The 14,368-nt window shown below is 68.8% G+C and carries 15 protein-coding genes; 6 read left to right on the forward strand and 9 right to left on the reverse strand.

Features of this window, described 5'->3' with window-relative positions:
- Window positions 1-201 precede the first annotated feature (201 nt).
- The 4 genes from J2W78_RS18720 to J2W78_RS18735 form a co-directional block, all read right to left on the reverse strand.
- Complete coding sequence (locus J2W78_RS18720; protein ID WP_253372939.1) at window positions 202-1,182, reverse strand: beta-ketoacyl-ACP synthase III; 981 nt, start codon at window positions 1,180-1,182, stop codon at window positions 202-204.
- Between the two features lie 33 nt (window positions 1,183-1,215).
- On the reverse strand, window positions 1,216-2,274 hold the full coding sequence (gene plsX, locus J2W78_RS18725) for a phosphate acyltransferase PlsX (protein WP_253372941.1): 1,059 nt from the start codon (window positions 2,272-2,274) through the stop codon (window positions 1,216-1,218).
- Window positions 2,275-2,437: 163 nt separating this feature from the next.
- The gene (locus J2W78_RS18730; protein ID WP_253372943.1) at window positions 2,438-2,956 is read right to left on the reverse strand and encodes a YceD family protein; all 519 of its coding nucleotides are present in this window, start codon (window positions 2,954-2,956) and stop codon (window positions 2,438-2,440) included.
- Window positions 2,953-3,519 carry a ubiquinol-cytochrome C chaperone family protein gene (locus tag J2W78_RS18735; protein WP_253372945.1) on the reverse strand — a complete coding sequence of 189 codons (567 nt, stop codon included), beginning with the start codon at window positions 3,517-3,519 and terminating at the stop codon, window positions 2,953-2,955. Before J2W78_RS18735 ends, J2W78_RS18730 begins: the two co-directional genes overlap by 4 nt.
- A gap of 260 nt (window positions 3,520-3,779) precedes the next feature.
- Between J2W78_RS18735 and J2W78_RS18740 the strand changes: the two genes are divergently transcribed.
- Window positions 3,780-4,277, forward strand: coding sequence for an outer membrane protein assembly factor BamE (locus tag J2W78_RS18740; RefSeq protein WP_253372946.1), 498 nt, complete (start codon window positions 3,780-3,782; stop codon window positions 4,275-4,277).
- On the opposite strand, the gene J2W78_RS18745 is transcribed toward J2W78_RS18740, so the two are convergent.
- From J2W78_RS18745 to J2W78_RS18760, 4 genes are all read right to left on the reverse strand, one after another.
- The gene (locus J2W78_RS18745) at window positions 4,271-4,966 is read right to left on the reverse strand and encodes an HAD hydrolase-like protein (protein WP_253372948.1); all 696 of its coding nucleotides are present in this window, start codon (window positions 4,964-4,966) and stop codon (window positions 4,271-4,273) included. The two genes, J2W78_RS18740 and J2W78_RS18745, sit on opposite strands and share 7 nt — an antisense overlap.
- 98 nt (window positions 4,967-5,064) lie before the next feature.
- Window positions 5,065-6,153 carry an alkene reductase gene (locus tag J2W78_RS18750; protein ID WP_253372950.1) on the reverse strand — a complete coding sequence of 363 codons (1,089 nt, stop codon included), beginning with the start codon at window positions 6,151-6,153 and terminating at the stop codon, window positions 5,065-5,067.
- A 143-nt stretch (window positions 6,154-6,296) separates the two neighbouring features.
- A complete protein-coding gene (locus J2W78_RS18755) occupies window positions 6,297-6,833 on the reverse strand; it encodes a GNAT family N-acetyltransferase (RefSeq protein WP_253372952.1) in 537 nt (178 codons plus the stop codon).
- The gene (locus tag J2W78_RS18760; RefSeq protein ID WP_253372954.1) at window positions 6,806-8,425 is read right to left on the reverse strand and encodes a glucan biosynthesis protein G; all 1,620 of its coding nucleotides are present in this window, start codon (window positions 8,423-8,425) and stop codon (window positions 6,806-6,808) included. The genes J2W78_RS18755 and J2W78_RS18760 overlap by 28 nt, the downstream gene beginning before the upstream one ends.
- A gap of 683 nt (window positions 8,426-9,108) precedes the next feature.
- On the opposite strand from J2W78_RS18760, the gene J2W78_RS18765 reads away from it, so the two are divergent.
- Together J2W78_RS18765 and J2W78_RS18770 are read left to right on the forward strand one after the other, a co-directional pair.
- Window positions 9,109-10,275, forward strand: a complete 1,167-nt coding sequence (locus J2W78_RS18765; RefSeq protein ID WP_253372956.1) for a type III PLP-dependent enzyme — start codon at window positions 9,109-9,111, stop codon at window positions 10,273-10,275.
- A 178-nt stretch (window positions 10,276-10,453) separates the two neighbouring features.
- The gene (locus tag J2W78_RS18770; protein WP_253372958.1) at window positions 10,454-11,011 is read left to right on the forward strand and encodes a GNAT family N-acetyltransferase; all 558 of its coding nucleotides are present in this window, start codon (window positions 10,454-10,456) and stop codon (window positions 11,009-11,011) included.
- A 146-nt stretch (window positions 11,012-11,157) separates the two neighbouring features.
- Here the strand turns inward: J2W78_RS18770 and J2W78_RS18775 are convergent, their stop codons facing one another.
- Window positions 11,158-11,346: a hypothetical protein gene (locus tag J2W78_RS18775; RefSeq protein WP_003604239.1), complete on the reverse strand. Its 189-nt coding sequence runs from the start codon at window positions 11,344-11,346 to the stop codon at window positions 11,158-11,160.
- Between the two features lie 272 nt (window positions 11,347-11,618).
- Between J2W78_RS18775 and J2W78_RS18780 the strand changes: the two genes are divergently transcribed.
- The 3 genes from J2W78_RS18780 (at window position 11,619) to J2W78_RS18790 (ending at window position 14,356) form a co-directional block, all read left to right on the forward strand.
- Window positions 11,619-13,067 (forward strand): homospermidine synthase, encoded by a 1,449-nt coding sequence (locus J2W78_RS18780; protein ID WP_253372960.1) that lies wholly within the window; start codon window positions 11,619-11,621, stop codon window positions 13,065-13,067.
- A gap of 90 nt (window positions 13,068-13,157) precedes the next feature.
- Window positions 13,158-13,718: a Uma2 family endonuclease gene (locus J2W78_RS18785; protein ID WP_253372962.1), complete on the forward strand. Its 561-nt coding sequence runs from the start codon at window positions 13,158-13,160 to the stop codon at window positions 13,716-13,718.
- A 71-nt stretch (window positions 13,719-13,789) separates the two neighbouring features.
- The gene (locus J2W78_RS18790) at window positions 13,790-14,356 is read left to right on the forward strand and encodes a Uma2 family endonuclease (protein ID WP_253372963.1); all 567 of its coding nucleotides are present in this window, start codon (window positions 13,790-13,792) and stop codon (window positions 14,354-14,356) included.
- Window positions 14,357-14,368: the final 12 nt, after the last annotated feature.

Consider the following 14,368-nt stretch of genomic DNA (forward strand, 5'->3'; position numbering starts at 1 on the left):
CCCTTCCGGCCGAGTTGCTCGACAACCGCACCGTCCTTCTCAGGACGCGCGGATGCAGCCTCTGCTCAAATGCCGTGCGGGTCCCTCGACACAGGATCCCGCCGTGTATCTCTATGATCGAACACGCTAATCGGCAGAGGGGCGACGGTCAACAGAACCTTGCGGTTGACAGGAATCCAGGCCCGCCCCGTGGCCTTTCGCCTACCAGCGGATCAGCGCGGCGCCCCAGGTGAATCCGCCGCCGATCGCCTCGATCATCACGAGGTCGCCCTCGCGGATGCGCCCGTCGCGGCGGGCGGCGTCTAGCGCCAGGGGAATCGAGGCGGCCGACGTGTTGCCGTGCCGATCGACCGTGAGCACCACCTTCTCGCGGGCGATGCCGAGCTTGTCGGCGGAGGCCTCGATGATCCGGCGGTTGGCTTGGTGCGGCACGAACCACGCAAGGTCGTCGGCGGTGGTGCCCGAGGCGCGGAACGCCTCCTCGATCACGTCGGTGACGGAACCGACGGCGAAGCGGAACACCTCGCGGCCCTCCATGCGCAGCTTGCCGGTGGTACCGGTCGAGCCGGGCCCGCCATCGACGTAGAGCTTGGCCCGGTGGCGGCCGTCCGAGCGCAGGCAGCTCGAGAGCACGCCGCGGTCGGCACTCGTCCCCTCGCCCTCGCGGGCCTCCAGCACGATGGCGCCCGCGCCGTCGCCGAACAGCACGCAGGTGGTGCGGTCCTCCCAGTCGAGCAGCCGCGAGAAGGTCTCGGCGCCGATGACGAGGGCGCGCTTGGCCCCGCCCGTCGCGAGGTAGCGGTCGGCGGTGGATACCGCGTAGACGAAGCCGGCACAGACCGCCTGGAGGTCGAAGGCGAAGCCACCCTCGATGCCGAGCGCCGCCTGAATCTGGGTGGCGGTGGAGGGGAAGGTGTGATCGGGCGTCGAGGTCGCGCAGATCACGAGATCGATGTCCGCGGGCGAGAGCCCGGCATCGTCGAGGGCCGCGAGCGCCGCGCGGGTGCCGAGCACCGAGGTCGTCTCGTCGACGCGCGCGATGTGGCGCTGCCGGATGCCGGTGCGCTGGACGATCCACTCGTCGGAGGTTTCGATCCCGCGCTCGGCGAGGTCTGTGTTCGTGACGACGGTTTCGGGCAGGTACGCCCCGCAGCCGACCACGACGGAGCGCCGATGCGCCATCAGATCCGTCCCTCTCTCACTTCTCTGCCAAGCTCACTTCTCGACCAAGCCGGCTTCGAGCCCGGCGGCGACCGCGGGCGTCTGCTCCAGCATGTCCCGGATCGTTCGCATCAGGTCGTAACGCGCCATGTCGTGGGCAAGATCGACGGCGGCGGCGAAGCCTTGCGCGTTCTCCGAGCCGTGGCTCTTGATGACGATGCCCTCCAACCCGAGGAACACGCCGCCATTGGCCCGGCTCGGGTTCATTTTTTCGCGCAAAGCCGCGAAAGCTTGGCGCGCGAACAGGTAGCCGATCTTGGCCGAGAGGGTCCGCCCCATCGCCGCCTTCAGATAGGAGGCGATCTGCTTGGCCGTGCCCTCGGCCGTCTTGAGGGCGATGTTGCCGGTGAAGCCTTCCGTCACCACGACATCCGTGGTGCCGCGGCCGAGATCGTTACCCTCGACGAAGCCGTGATACGAAAAATTGGCCAGCTCCGACTCGCGCAGGAGGCGGGCGGCCTCTTTCACGGCCTCGTTGCCCTTCATCTCCTCGGTGCCGACATTGAGCAGGCCGACTGTCGGGCGCTCGACGTCGAGGACGATCCGGGCCATGGCCGAGCCCATCACCGCCATCTCGACGAGATGCTCCGCATCGGTGCCGATGGTGGCGCCGACATCGAGCACCACGCTCTCGCCGCGCACCGTCGGCCACAGGCAGGCGATGGCCGGGCGCTCGATGCCGGCCATGGTCTTCAGGCAGATCTTCGACATCGCCATCAAGGCGCCGGTGTTGCCGGCCGAGACCGCGGCCTGGGCCTCGCCGTCGCGCACCGCCTGGATCGCCCGCCACATCGAGGACTTGCCCCGACCCTGGCGCACCGCCTGGCTCGGCTTGTCGTCCATGGCGATCGAGACCGTGGTGTGGCGGATCTCGACGGCGCCGGTCAGGCGCGGCTCGGCCTCGACCAGGGGGCGCACCACCGCCTCGTCACCGAACAGGATGAAATGGAGTTCGGGGTGGCGCTCACGGGCGATGGCCGCACCGGGCACCACGGTCGTGGGGCCGTGATCGCCGCCCATGGCGTCGAGCGAGATGCAAACGCGGTTCGACATGGTTCCTTCGGGACGCCGCGGGGCAAGCCGGCGGGCAGCGAGCGTGAAGGGGCATCACAGGCCCCGGAATCGGCGGCGCAAAATAGCGGCAGCGCCCCGCCGGGCAAACAAAAACTCACCCATCGTCGCGATGAGGCTCACCGGAGGGCTGGTGGCCCATCGATCAACCCTTGTCCCCACCGAGCTTGGCCCGCAGTGCCGCGAGATCGGAGAACGGCAGCGGGTCCTCGCCGACCGTGACCGCATCGAAGGCGACGCCGGGCTTGCGCGGGTAGGGATCGAGGCCGAGCGCCAGGAATTCCGCGGTCAGCACGCCGAAATCGACGCGCCCGTTCACGATCGGATCGGGGAGATCGACATCCTCGGCGTCGGTGTCCTCCAGGATGTCGGCATTGGTGAAGTCGATTTCGACGGGCTCGGAGACCTTCGCCTCGAACGGCTCCAGCGTCACGGTGCAAACCTGGGTCACCACGGCCTCGACCCGGCCCTCGGCGCGCAGCCGGGTCAGCGAACCGCTCAAGGTGAAGCGGCCGACGAGGTCGCGAAGGGCGGGGATCTTGAAGTCGCGGGCCAGCGCCTCGCACTCGGCCGGATTCGCCTCGACGACGATCTCGGCGCGGTCCTTGGGCAGGCGCTCGACGTTGACGGAGCGGGAGAGCGGCCCCTGCGGCTTCGGCGTCATCGATGGTCTCCTGAATCGTCTGCCGCGGTCGCGCCGACGGGCTCCGGGAAACGCGGCCCCTCGCCGAGCAGGCCGTCGAGATCTTGGGCCCCCAGCGCGGCGGCGGCGGCCTCGACATAGGAGGCCAGCGGCCGAGCGGCATCGGGTTCGACGCCGTTGAGGACGTTGCGGGCGAGGGTTTCGGCCAGCCCGGCCCGGTCGCCCGCATCGAGCGCAGCGCCGTAGGCCCCGGCGCGGGCGTAGAACGAGGCACCGAGCTTCTTGATGCGCTTGGGCACGCCCATGTCGCCGATGCCGAGTTCGCGCAGCTCGGAGTCGAGCTGCATGAAGACGGAATCGACCAGATCCTGCGCCACGTCCGCGGCCGGCGGCGGCAACTGGCCGAGGCGGCGCAGCACGAGGATGACGTGCAGGCTCAACGCCTCGAACCGGCCCTCCACGGTGTCGGGCACGCCGAGCGCCGTATAGAGGCCGGGCCGGCGTGCGGCCTCGCCGATTGTCCGATGCAGCGACTGGATCGTCCGCCGCCGCCGGTCGGCGCGGCGGAATAAGCCCGCGATCATCGTGCGTCGTCCTGAAAGGTGGCGGCCGGCTTTCGGAAGCAGACGATGCGAAGATCGAGGCCGAACCCATCTCCGCGGATCCGATATCCACGGTGATGGGTTCGGTCCCACCGCATGTGCCGACGCTGTGGCCGAGCTTGCCTTGTCAAAGCCATAACCCCGCGGTACGGCAACCGCGGACCAGGGTGCAAGTCCGAAGACGCGCGAGTTGAAACGCGCCGCGGATGCAGGCCCTTTTTGGCTGGAAATCAGGGGGGCCGATGTCGCGCCGTCTCGTCTCGTCGCTTGCCCGCGCGGCCGTTCTCGGCTCCGTCGCGATCGGCGTATCAGGCTGCATCGGCGAGGATATCCGCCACGGCTATCAGATCGATCAGGCGGCCCTGGCCACGGTGAAGCCGGGCATGGGTGCCGAACAGGTGCTGCAGATCCTCGGCACCCCGTCCACCGTCTCCACGGTCGGCAACAAGTCCTGGTACTACATCAGCCAGAACACCCGCCGCACAGTGATGTTCCTCGGCGAGCAGATCGAGGACCAGAAGGTCACGGCGGTCTACTTCAACGCCGGCATGAAGGTGGAGCGCGTCGCGCTCTACGGCCTGCAGGACGGACGCGTGTTCGACTTCATCGAGCGCACTACGCCGGCCAGCGGCTCCGACCGTGCATTCATCAGCCAGCTCTTCCGCGGCCTGACCCGCTACGAGCCGTTCGGCAGCGGCGCCGGCGCCTCGGTCGTCCCCGGCGCCCGCGCCGGTCAGTAAGGGCGTCCGGGCGGGCCCACCAGGGCCCGCGCAACCGCGTCCGGCTCGGCGAACAGGAAGGCCGGCCTCGTACCGGCCAGAGCCGCGGGGCTGTTGTAGCCCCAGGCCACCGCGGCAAAGGCACATCCGGCCTGCGCCGCCGCGTCCGCGTCGCGGATCTCGTCGCCCACCGCCAGCATCGCCGCGGGATCGATGCCCGCCGCCCGCGCGACCGCGCGCAGATGGCGCGCCTTGCCGAACAGCGAGGCACCGCAGGCATAGTGCCGGATGTCACCGGCCGACGCGCCGAGAGCACAGCGGACATTCGCCTCGCTGTTGGAACTCACGACGGCCAGTGTGAACCCCGCCGCATCGAGCCCCGCGAGCATCTCCGAAATGCCGGCAAACAGCCGCATCTGAGGGGCGTCGCGGGTCGCGAGCGCGCGCATGTGACGGGCGATCAGCGGGACCTTCCAAGCGGGAATGCGGAGATCCTTCAGGATCGCCCGTGCGCTCAAGCCCCGCATCCGTTCGGACTCGCTCGCCTCGACCCGGCGGAAGCGGTAGCGCGCGGCCACGTCGTTGAGGTTGGCGCAGAACCAGGGAAAGGTGTCGGCGAGCGTGCCGTCGAAGTCGAAGGCGACGAGGCGGTAACGGGCAGCCGCAGCGTCCTCCGGGGTCCTGGCGCTCACGGGATCGGGCCTCTCCAAGACGTGGGCCTGCAAGACGGCGGAAGGCGGCCCCGCTTGCGTGGGACCGCCTCCTGCCTTCGATCGTTCGACGCCGGCCCGGCGGGCCGGCGCTCGCCTTACGCCGCCTTCTGCGACAGCGCCGGGTAATCGACGTAGCCTTCCGGCCCCTGGCTGTACCAAGTCTTCATGTCGTCCTTGGCGAAGGGCAGGCCCTTGGCGATGCGCTCGACCAGATCGGGATTGGCGATGTAGGGCCGGCCGAAGGCGATGGCGTCCGCCTCGCCCGAGGCAACCGCTTGCTTGGCGCGCTCGCCGTCATAGTCGCAGTTGAGGATGACCGGACCGCCGAAGCGCTCCTTGATGACGGGCGCCACCGGCGCCACCGTCGCCTTGCCGAAGGTGCCGTCCGGACCCGGCTCGCGCATCTCGATGAAGGCGAGGCCGGCGCGCTCCATCATCTCGGCGGCCAAGCCGAAGACCTCGTGCGGATTGGAATCGTCAACGCCCTGGATCGGGCCGTTGGGCGAGAAGCGGATGCCGGTGCGGTCCCCGCCGACCACGCCGGCCACCGCCTGCGCCACCTTCGTCACCAGCCGCACACGATTCTCCACCGAGCCGCCGTAGCGGTCGCTGCGCTTGTTGCTGCCGTCGCGGATGAACTCGTCGAGCAGGTAGCCGTTCGCCGCGTGGATCTGCACGCCGTCGAAGCCTGCCGCGACAGCGTTCTTCGCCGCGCGCTCGTAATCGGCGATGAGCCGCGGAATCTCGTCCTCGCGCAGCGCCCGCGCTTGGCTGTAGGGCTTCTTGCCGTCGTAGGTGTGCGCCTCGTCGGGCGCGGTGGCGACCGAGGGGGCGACCGGCGCCTCGCCGCCGAGGAAATCGGAATGGACGAGGTAGCCCATGTGCCAGAGCTGGCAGACGATGCGCCCGCCCGCGTCGTGCACGGCCTTCACCACCGGCTTCCAGGCCTCGGTCTGCTCATCGGACCAGATTCCCGGCGCGTAGGGCCAGCCAAGCCCCTCCTGGCTGATACCGGTGGCCTCGGAGATGATGAGGCCGGCATTGGCGCGCTGCGCGTAATACTCGCCCATCAGCGGCGTCGGAACGTGGGTCCGCGTCGAGCGGGCGCGGGTCAGCGGGGCCATGAGAATACGGTTCGGCAGCTTCAACGCGCCGAGCGTGATCGGGTCAAAGATTGAGGGCATTCGATACTCTATCGAGAGGGAGCGGCTCTCAAAAACGCTGCGGTGCAGGCGCGAGAGCCGCCTTCGGGTGGGCTGAAACTTGTATCTGGCCGACCCGTTCGCCAGTGCGCTGGCGCACCTGCGCTGCGGTGCACAAGCCAACGTTACCCCTCCGGCAGTGCCTTCTCGTAGCACCACGCCTCCATGCCGTCCTCGTAGTAGTCCGATTTCGTCCCGGTGCGCGCATAGCCGCCCCGCTCGTAGAGCCGGATGCCGCCGCCATTGTCGGCCCGCACCTCCAAGCGTAGCCGTTCGCAGCCATGGGCGCGGGCATCGGCCTCGGCGGCCTCGAGCAGGCGGCGCCCGAGCCCGAGGCCGGCGCGGGCGGGCGCGACGGCGAGCGACGAGAGCCGGGCAACGCGGCTGGTGCGCCGCCGCTCCGTCGTGGCGGCCCCGACAAGGATCTCGACCTCACCGCCCTCTGCCCGCTCGCGCGCGACGGCGACGAGGAGGGTCATGCTGACCGAGCGGATCGCGTGGCGGATCGCCCTGCGCTCGGCCTGGTCGGTGCTGAAAGCGGCGTGTTCGAGCGAGACGAGCGCGTCGAGGTCGGCGAGTCGGGCCGGCCGAACCTCCACCGGCAGGCGGGCGGCGATACGCTCGCTGCGGGTGCTCACGCTACGCTCCAGGGATAGGACCATGTCTCGGTCAGAGCCTGATCGTCCTGTCTCAGATAGGCCCGCAATTCGGTCGCGCCCGGCCCGTCGAGTTGCACGTCGAGGGCGACGCGAAACCCGCCGACATGCGGGTTCGGCACGATCGAGGTCGCGGTGATCCGGCCCCGGCTGGCGCTGGCGACGACTTCGGGCGGCGCCGGATCGCCGAGACGCTTTGCCAGCGCCCCACCGCCGAAGTCGATCAGGAAGCGCCGGTTGCGCAGGGCGGCTGCGTCCGCGGCCCGCCGCGCGGCGCCGCTCGCGGCGGGCTCGGCGACGAAGGTGTTCATGACCTTGCCGTTCGGGTGGAGATCCTCGCCCGTCTGCGAGCGGATCGTGTAGGCGAGCCGCGCCGGCTTGCCCGCCGGATAGGGCTGTTTCGGGCGCCAGAAGGCGACGACGTTGTCGGCGGTCTCGTTGTCGGTCGGTAGTTCCATCAGCACGACGCTGCCCTCGCCCCAGGCGCCCTCCGGCTCGACGAAGTAACCGGGACGCCGCTCGTAGCCGGCTTCCAGATCCTGGTAGCTGGCAAAGTCGCGGTCGCGCTGCATCAGCCCGAACCCCTTGGGGTCGTGGTCGAGGAAGGTCGAGATCCGCCGGCCCTGCGGATTGTCGAGCGGCCGCCACAGCCATTCGCCGGCGCCGGTGGCGAGTTGGAGCCCGTCCGAATCGTGCAGTTCCGGCCGGTAATCGTCGCTGTGGCCGCGATCGGTCTCGCTGATGAAGAACATCGAGGTCAGCGGCGCGAGACCGACGGAGGACAGATCCTGCCGCGGGTAGAGCGTCGCGCTCACCCGCACGGTCGTGTTTCGGCCCGGCTCGACCGTGAAGCGGTAGGCGCCGGCCACCGAGGGGCTGTCGAGCAGGGCGTGGATCGTCAGCGTCTTCGCATCCGCGGGCGGCACCTCGATGAAGAAGGCGCGGAAGAACGGAAACTCCTCCTTGTCGGAATCCGTGCCGATCGCGAGAGCGCGGGCGGAGAGGCCGTAGAGCTGGTCCTGGCCGAGGAAACGGAAGTAGCTGGCACCGGCGAAGACGATGAGTTCGTCGAGGCGGTCGGGTCGGTTCAGTGGCGCGTGGATGCGGATGCCGGCAAAGTTCAGGTCGCTCGGCAGCGTCCCCTCGATCCGGGTTCGGCCGAAATCGAACAGAGCCGGATCGTACGGGATCGGCGTGGAGATCCCGTCGCGCACGAGGCTCACGGAGACCGGGCGCGGATAGAGAAAGCCGCGGTGAAACAGTTGAAGCCGGAACGGCCCGCCGGCCTCGCCGAGCAACGCATGGTCCTTCCGGAAGCGGATGTCGCGATAGCCGTCGTAATCGAGGCCCGCGAGTGGTGCCGGCAGCGGCGGGAAGCGGCCGTCGAAGGGCTGCGCTGCGAGCGCCTGTGCCCGGCGCTCGACCATGCCGGGCTCGAAAGGAAGGCTCCTTGCCTCCTCTTCAGCGCAAGCCGGCAGGGCTGCGGCGAGGCCGGCGGCGGCCAGCCCGGACATCACGCCCCGCCGCGAGGGCACGCCCGTCGGCACGGCCTGCTTGGCAGGGCCGTTGGGGGCGTGATGGCCTTTGGCGCGGATCATGATCCCATCCCGAAATGCCACGGTTCAATGGCCGCTTCGGTCGGGCTTGGGAAGGGGCCAGCCGGGCTTGTGCGATGCGGAGCTGCGTCTTTTGCGCAACAATCGCGCGCCGCGCCGAAGTCTCGTCCGATCCGGCCGTAAATCGGGGGGAGCGGACCCGTTTTTCCCTTGTGGTCGAGAGCACCCGGCCGTATATGCCGCCTGCCCAATTTCGCACGTGCCTGTGGCCGCGTGTCGGTTGGTGGGCATCCGGTCAACTGCCGGACAGCCGCCAGGGGTCTTAAAGGATCGATGGTCGTAAAGGGTGGATCCCTACGGCCGGCATCCGGGTGGTGACACCAGACCCTAACAACAACCGGCAGCCGGAGGCGAAACCGGCGAACCCCGCTCTCCACGGGGGACGCAGCTTAAAGCAACGACGAACGGGCTTTTTTGGTCTCGTCGGCCCTCCAAAGGCCGACACCGAAGAGGCTTGTTTATCCTTGCCCGGCGTGCGGTTGGGGTTCCCCCATCCAATCCACGGCAGCTTCCGGGGTGCTTCTCGCGCCCGCTGACCGTTCCGCGTCTCCAAAGCGCGAAGCGGAAGCGACGCATCGCCCCCTGACGCCGACGGTCCTTCCGGGACCGTCACGATTCGATCTCGCGCCCTCGACGGCGCCTCGAACCTGTGGTGGGGACGACCAATGACCGATCGCATCCGCGATTACCTGCGCGCGCGCCGCGACCTCGGCCGGGACGAGGGCCCGGTGATGGTCCTCGACCTCGATGTCGTGCGCGACAACTATACGGCCTTCGCCCGCGCGCTGCCCGACACCCGCGTGTTCTACGCCGTGAAGGCGAACCCGGCCGCGGAAGTGCTGCGCCTGCTCGCCGAGATGGGCTCCTGCTTCGACACGGCATCCGTGGCCGAGATCGAGATGGCGCTCGCCGCCGGCGCCACCGCCGACCGCATCTCCTTCGGCAACACCATCAAGAAGGAGCGCGACGTCGTCCGCGCGCTCAAGCTCGGCATCCGCCTCTTCGCCGTCGATTGCCAGGCCGAAGTCGAGAAAATCGTTCGTGCGAGCGAGGCGGCCGGCATCGAGGCCGGTGAGGTGCAGGTGTTCTGCCGTATCCTCTGCGACGGCGCGGGCGCCGACTGGCCGCTCTCGCGCAAGTTCGGCTGCGAGCCGGAGATGGCGGTGAACGTGCTGGAGCACGCCCACCGGCACGGCCTCAATGCCTACGGCGTCTCGTTCCATGTCGGTTCGCAGCAGGCCAACACGGAAGCCTGGGACGGGGCGCTCGCCTCGGCCTCTGAGATCTTCCGGGAATGCGCGCTTCGCGGCATCGGCCTGTCGATGGTCAACCTCGGCGGCGGCTTCCCGACCAAGTACCTCAAGCAGGTGCCGGGCGTGGAAACCTACGGCGACGCGATCTTCCGCGCGCTCACCAAGCATTTCGGCAACCGCATCCCGGAGACGATCATCGAGCCGGGCCGCGGCATGGTCGGCAATGCCGGCCTGATCGAGGCTGAAGTCGTGCTGGTCTCCAAGAAGTCGGAGGCCGAGGACGAGGTGCGCTGGGTCTATCTCGACATCGGCAAGTTCGGTGGCTTGGCCGAAACCATGGACGAGTCGATCCGCTACGCGATCCGTACCGACCACGACGAGGATCGCATGAGCCCTTGCGTCGTCGCCGGCCCGACCTGCGATTCGGTCGACGTGCTCTACGAGAAGAACCACTACCCGCTGCCGGTCTCCCTCTCGATCGGCGACAAGGTGTGGATCGAGGGCGCGGGCGCCTACACCACGACCTATGCCGCGGTCGCCTTCAACGGCTTCCCGCCCCTCGAGCAGATCGTGATCTGAACCGGGAGGCCAGTCCCGCTCCGGCGGGCCGGCCGCGGTCAGGCTTCGTTCACGCCTCTTCCGCCAGAAGTGCCGCGCGTCTCACGAGACGCGCATGTCGTTGTGTCCCGGACGGCCCGCCTCGGCGGGTGCGAGGGCTGTTTCCCCCCGCTTCTCAGCGACCTGGGAGGGTACGGCCGTGATCCAGATCCGCAATGAAACCGCCTCCGATGTCGTGGCCCGCGAGCACCTGCTCGACGCCTGCTTCGGCCCCGGCCGCTTCCTGAAGACCTCGCAGCGCCTTCGCGAGGGCCGTCTTCCCGCGCGCGGCCTCGCCCTCTCGGCTGTCCGGGGGGAGAAGCTCGTCGGCACCGTCCGGCTGTGGGATGTCGAGACCGGCTGCGGCCGGCCGGCCCTGCTGCTGGGCCCGCTCGCGGTCGATCCGGAGGTTCAGGGCACCGGCCTCGGCGGAGCGCTGATGCGGGCCGCGCTCGCCGAAGCGGCGGCGTTCGGCCATGGCGCCGTGCTGCTGGTGGGGGATGCGCCCTACTACGCCCGCTTCGGCTTCGCCCCGGAGAAGACGGCAGGGCTTTACATGCCCGGTCCGTTCGAGCGCGAGCGCTTCCTCGGACTGGAACTGGCGGCCAAAGCACTCGCAGGCGCAGAGGGCGTGCTGCGCGCGACCGGCGCGTTCGAGCAACTGCCGGAGGTCGCGGCCGAGGCCGCCGCGGTCGTGGCGCGACGACACGCCGCCTGAGGCGAGACCGGGCTACGGCGCCCGCTTCCCGTTATCGGATTGAGTGCGCGATCACGTGCGAAACAGGGCCCATCGACGCGCAGGAACGGCGGCGGACCCTGGTTCGGTCTCGGGTGGTCGTCGTGGAAAGGGCCGGGATCACCGGCTCAGCGGTGATAGGGCCACGCGGTCGCGGAGAAGGACAGGCGGCTGGCCCCCTCGTGGAAGGCGCGGGCCTGACCGGCGGCCGTGCGTCCGGCGCGGACGAGGGCGGCGAGGAGTGTGATGATGCCCGGATCGCGATCGATCGTCTCGATTTCGGGATGGATGGACGGTGCGGTGAGGACGGTCAGCATGGTGCGAGTTCCTTGTGCGTGCTGTCGGCCTTGAGCGTCACTCCCTTGTTGCGGTGCAGCATAAGCCGACTTTTCGGCGCACGCCTCCGACGCCATCCGGTCCCAGACCTGCACTCACCTCATAGCTGAAACCCTGGAATCTTCACCGTTCCGCAACATCCGAACGGATCGACCGGTTGACCGGCAGACGTCGAACCGTCATCCGCTCGTCACTTCCAAGCATCAATCACGCCGCTCTCAAACAACGAGCAGCCCGACAGGAGTGTCCGCGCATGTCCGATGGCCCGAAGAAGGATTGGCCCGTCCACGGTCGCATCACCGGCCCGATCGTGATGATCGGCTTCGGCTCGATCGGCCGGGGCACCCTGCCCCTCATCGAGCGCCATTTCGAGTACGACCGCGCCCGCTTCACCGTGATCGATCCGGTCGATACCCATAAGGATCTGGCCGAGAAGCACGGCCTGCGCTTCGAGACGGTCGCGCTGACGAAGGAGAATTACCGCGACGTCCTCACGCCGCTCCTCACCGAGGGCGGCGGCCAGGGCTTCTGCGTGAACCTCTCGGTCGACACCTCCTCGCGCGACATCCTCGAACTCTGCCGCGAACTCGGCGCGCTCTACATCGACACGGTGGCCGAGCCCTGGGCCGGCTTCTACTTCGACAAGGATCTGAGCCAGGCCGACCGCACCAACTACGCGCTCCGCGAGAACATCCTCGCCGCCCGCCGCGCCGCCCCCGGCGGCACGACCGCCGTGTCGTGCTGCGGCGCCAATCCCGGCATGGTCTCGTGGTTCGTCAAGCAGGCGCTCCTGAACATCGCGGCGGATACGGGCGTCACCGATCCGGAGCCCAAATCCCGCGAGGAGTGGGCCGGGCTGATGCAGAAGCTCGGCGTCAGGGGCGTCCACATCGCCGAGCGCGACACCCAGCGCGCCAAGAACCCCAAGCCCCAGGGCGTGTTCGTCAATACTTGGTCGGTAGAGGGCTTCGTCTCCGAGGGCAACCAGCCGGCCGAACTCGGCTGGGGCACGCACGAGACCTGGAAGCCCGCCAATGCCGAGGAGCAGACCAAGGGCTCGCGCTGCGCGATCTTCCTGCTCCAGCCCGGCGCCGACACCCGCGTGCGCTCCTGGACCCCGACCGCGCAGGCGCAGTTCGGCTTCCTCGTGACCCACAACGAGGCGATCTCGATCGCGGACTACTACACGGTCCGCGAGGGCAGTGAGGCGGTCTACCGCCCGACCTGCCACTACGCCTATCACCCGGCCAACGACGCCGTGCTCTCGCTGCACGAGATGTGGGGCAACGCCGGCAAGGTGCAGGAGCGCCAGCACATCCTCGACGAGAACGAGATCGTCGACGGCATCGACGAGCTGGGCGTCCTCCTCTACGGCCACAAGAAGAACGCCTACTGGTACGGCTCGCAGCTCTCCATCGAGGAGACCCGGCGGATCGCCCCCTACCAGAACGCGACCGGCCTGCAGGTGACGAGCGCCGTGCTCGCCGGCATGGTCTGGGCACTGGAGAACCCGGAGGCCGGCATCGTCGAGGCCGACGAGATCGACTTCCGCCGCTGCCTGGAAGTGCAGACGCCGTATCTCGGCCCGGTCGTGGGCGTCTACACCGACTGGACCCCGCTCACCGACCGCCCCGGCCTGTTCCCGGAGGACATCGACCCGAGCGATCCTTGGCAGTTCCGCAACGTGCTCGTGCACGGCTGAGGGTTCTTCGAACGAAAGCTTTGAGGGGCCGCCCTGTCCGGGGCGGCCCTTTTTTGTTACGGTGCGTGCCTTCGCACAGGAGGCTGAGCGATGGCTGTCGCCGCGCGTCGCGATACCCGCATGCGGGTCGCCGAGTATCGGGACTGGGCCGCCGCGCGTCCGGACGACGAGCGCTGGGAACTGATCGAAGGCGTGCCGCTGTTGATGTCACCCGCCACGGGGCGGCATCAGCGGATCGTCATGAACATCGCCAAGCGTCTCGATGATCTCGCCGAGCGCCGTGGCTGCGGCGCCTATCCGGGTCTCGCGATCCTGAGCGAAGCCATGGACGATTACGCGCCGATTCCCGACGTGGTGGTGCAATGCGGCGAGCCGCCGAAAGACGGCTATACCGGCGACCCCCTGCTCGTCGTGGAAGTCCTCTCCCCCTCGACCCTCGTGCTCGACCGCGGGCGCAAGACTGAGTTCTATCAGTCCGTTCCGTCACTCGCCGTCCTCCTGCTCGTGCAGCCGGACGAAGCGCGGGTGGAGGTCTGGCGCCGGGCGCCGGACTGGACGGTTGAAGTCGCCGGGCCCGGCGCGGTCATCGACCTGCCCGAACTCGGCGGCATGCTGTCCGTGGCGGAGATCCATGCGCGCCTCAGCTTCTGACCCCCCGACGCACGCCGCTTGCTTGGCTCGGAGGCGGTGCTAGCATCGAGATCGTTTTCGGAGGTCTCACGATGGCGCTCGCCCTTCGGCGCGACCCCGGCATGCGGGTGGCGGCGTATCAAGCCTGGGTCGCCGACCTTCCGGACGAGGAGCGCTGGGGGTTAATCGACGGCGAGCCGGTGCTGATGGCGCCTCAGAGTGCGCGGCATCAGCAGATCGTCGCGAACTCGGTCCGGCATCTTCGACCGTTCGGACGCGACCGCGGCTGCCGCGCGATTCCCGGAATCGCTGTGCTGAGCGACAGTATGGACACCTTCGCACCGATCCCCGACGTGGTGGTGCGTTGCGGGCCCTCGTTGAAGGACGGCTATGCCCGCGATCCCGTCCTCGTGGCAGAAGTCCTCTCACCATCGACCATGAGCCGGGACCGCGGCCTCAAGACCGACTTTTACCGCAGCATCGCCTCGCTCAAACTGTTCCTGATCGCCTATCAGGACGAGCCGCGTGTCGAGGTGTGGCGGCGAGAACCCGATAGCGGCTGGGCATTCGAGGCCAGGGACTTGGGCGGCGCGATCGACCTGCCCGAACTCGGCGGCCGCTTGGCCGTTGCCGAGATCTATGACGACATCGCCTTCTAGACGACGAACCCG

The sequence above is a fragment of the Methylorubrum extorquens genome (assembly GCF_024169925.1).
GTDB classification, from domain to species: domain Bacteria; phylum Pseudomonadota; class Alphaproteobacteria; order Rhizobiales; family Beijerinckiaceae; genus Methylobacterium; species Methylobacterium extorquens_A.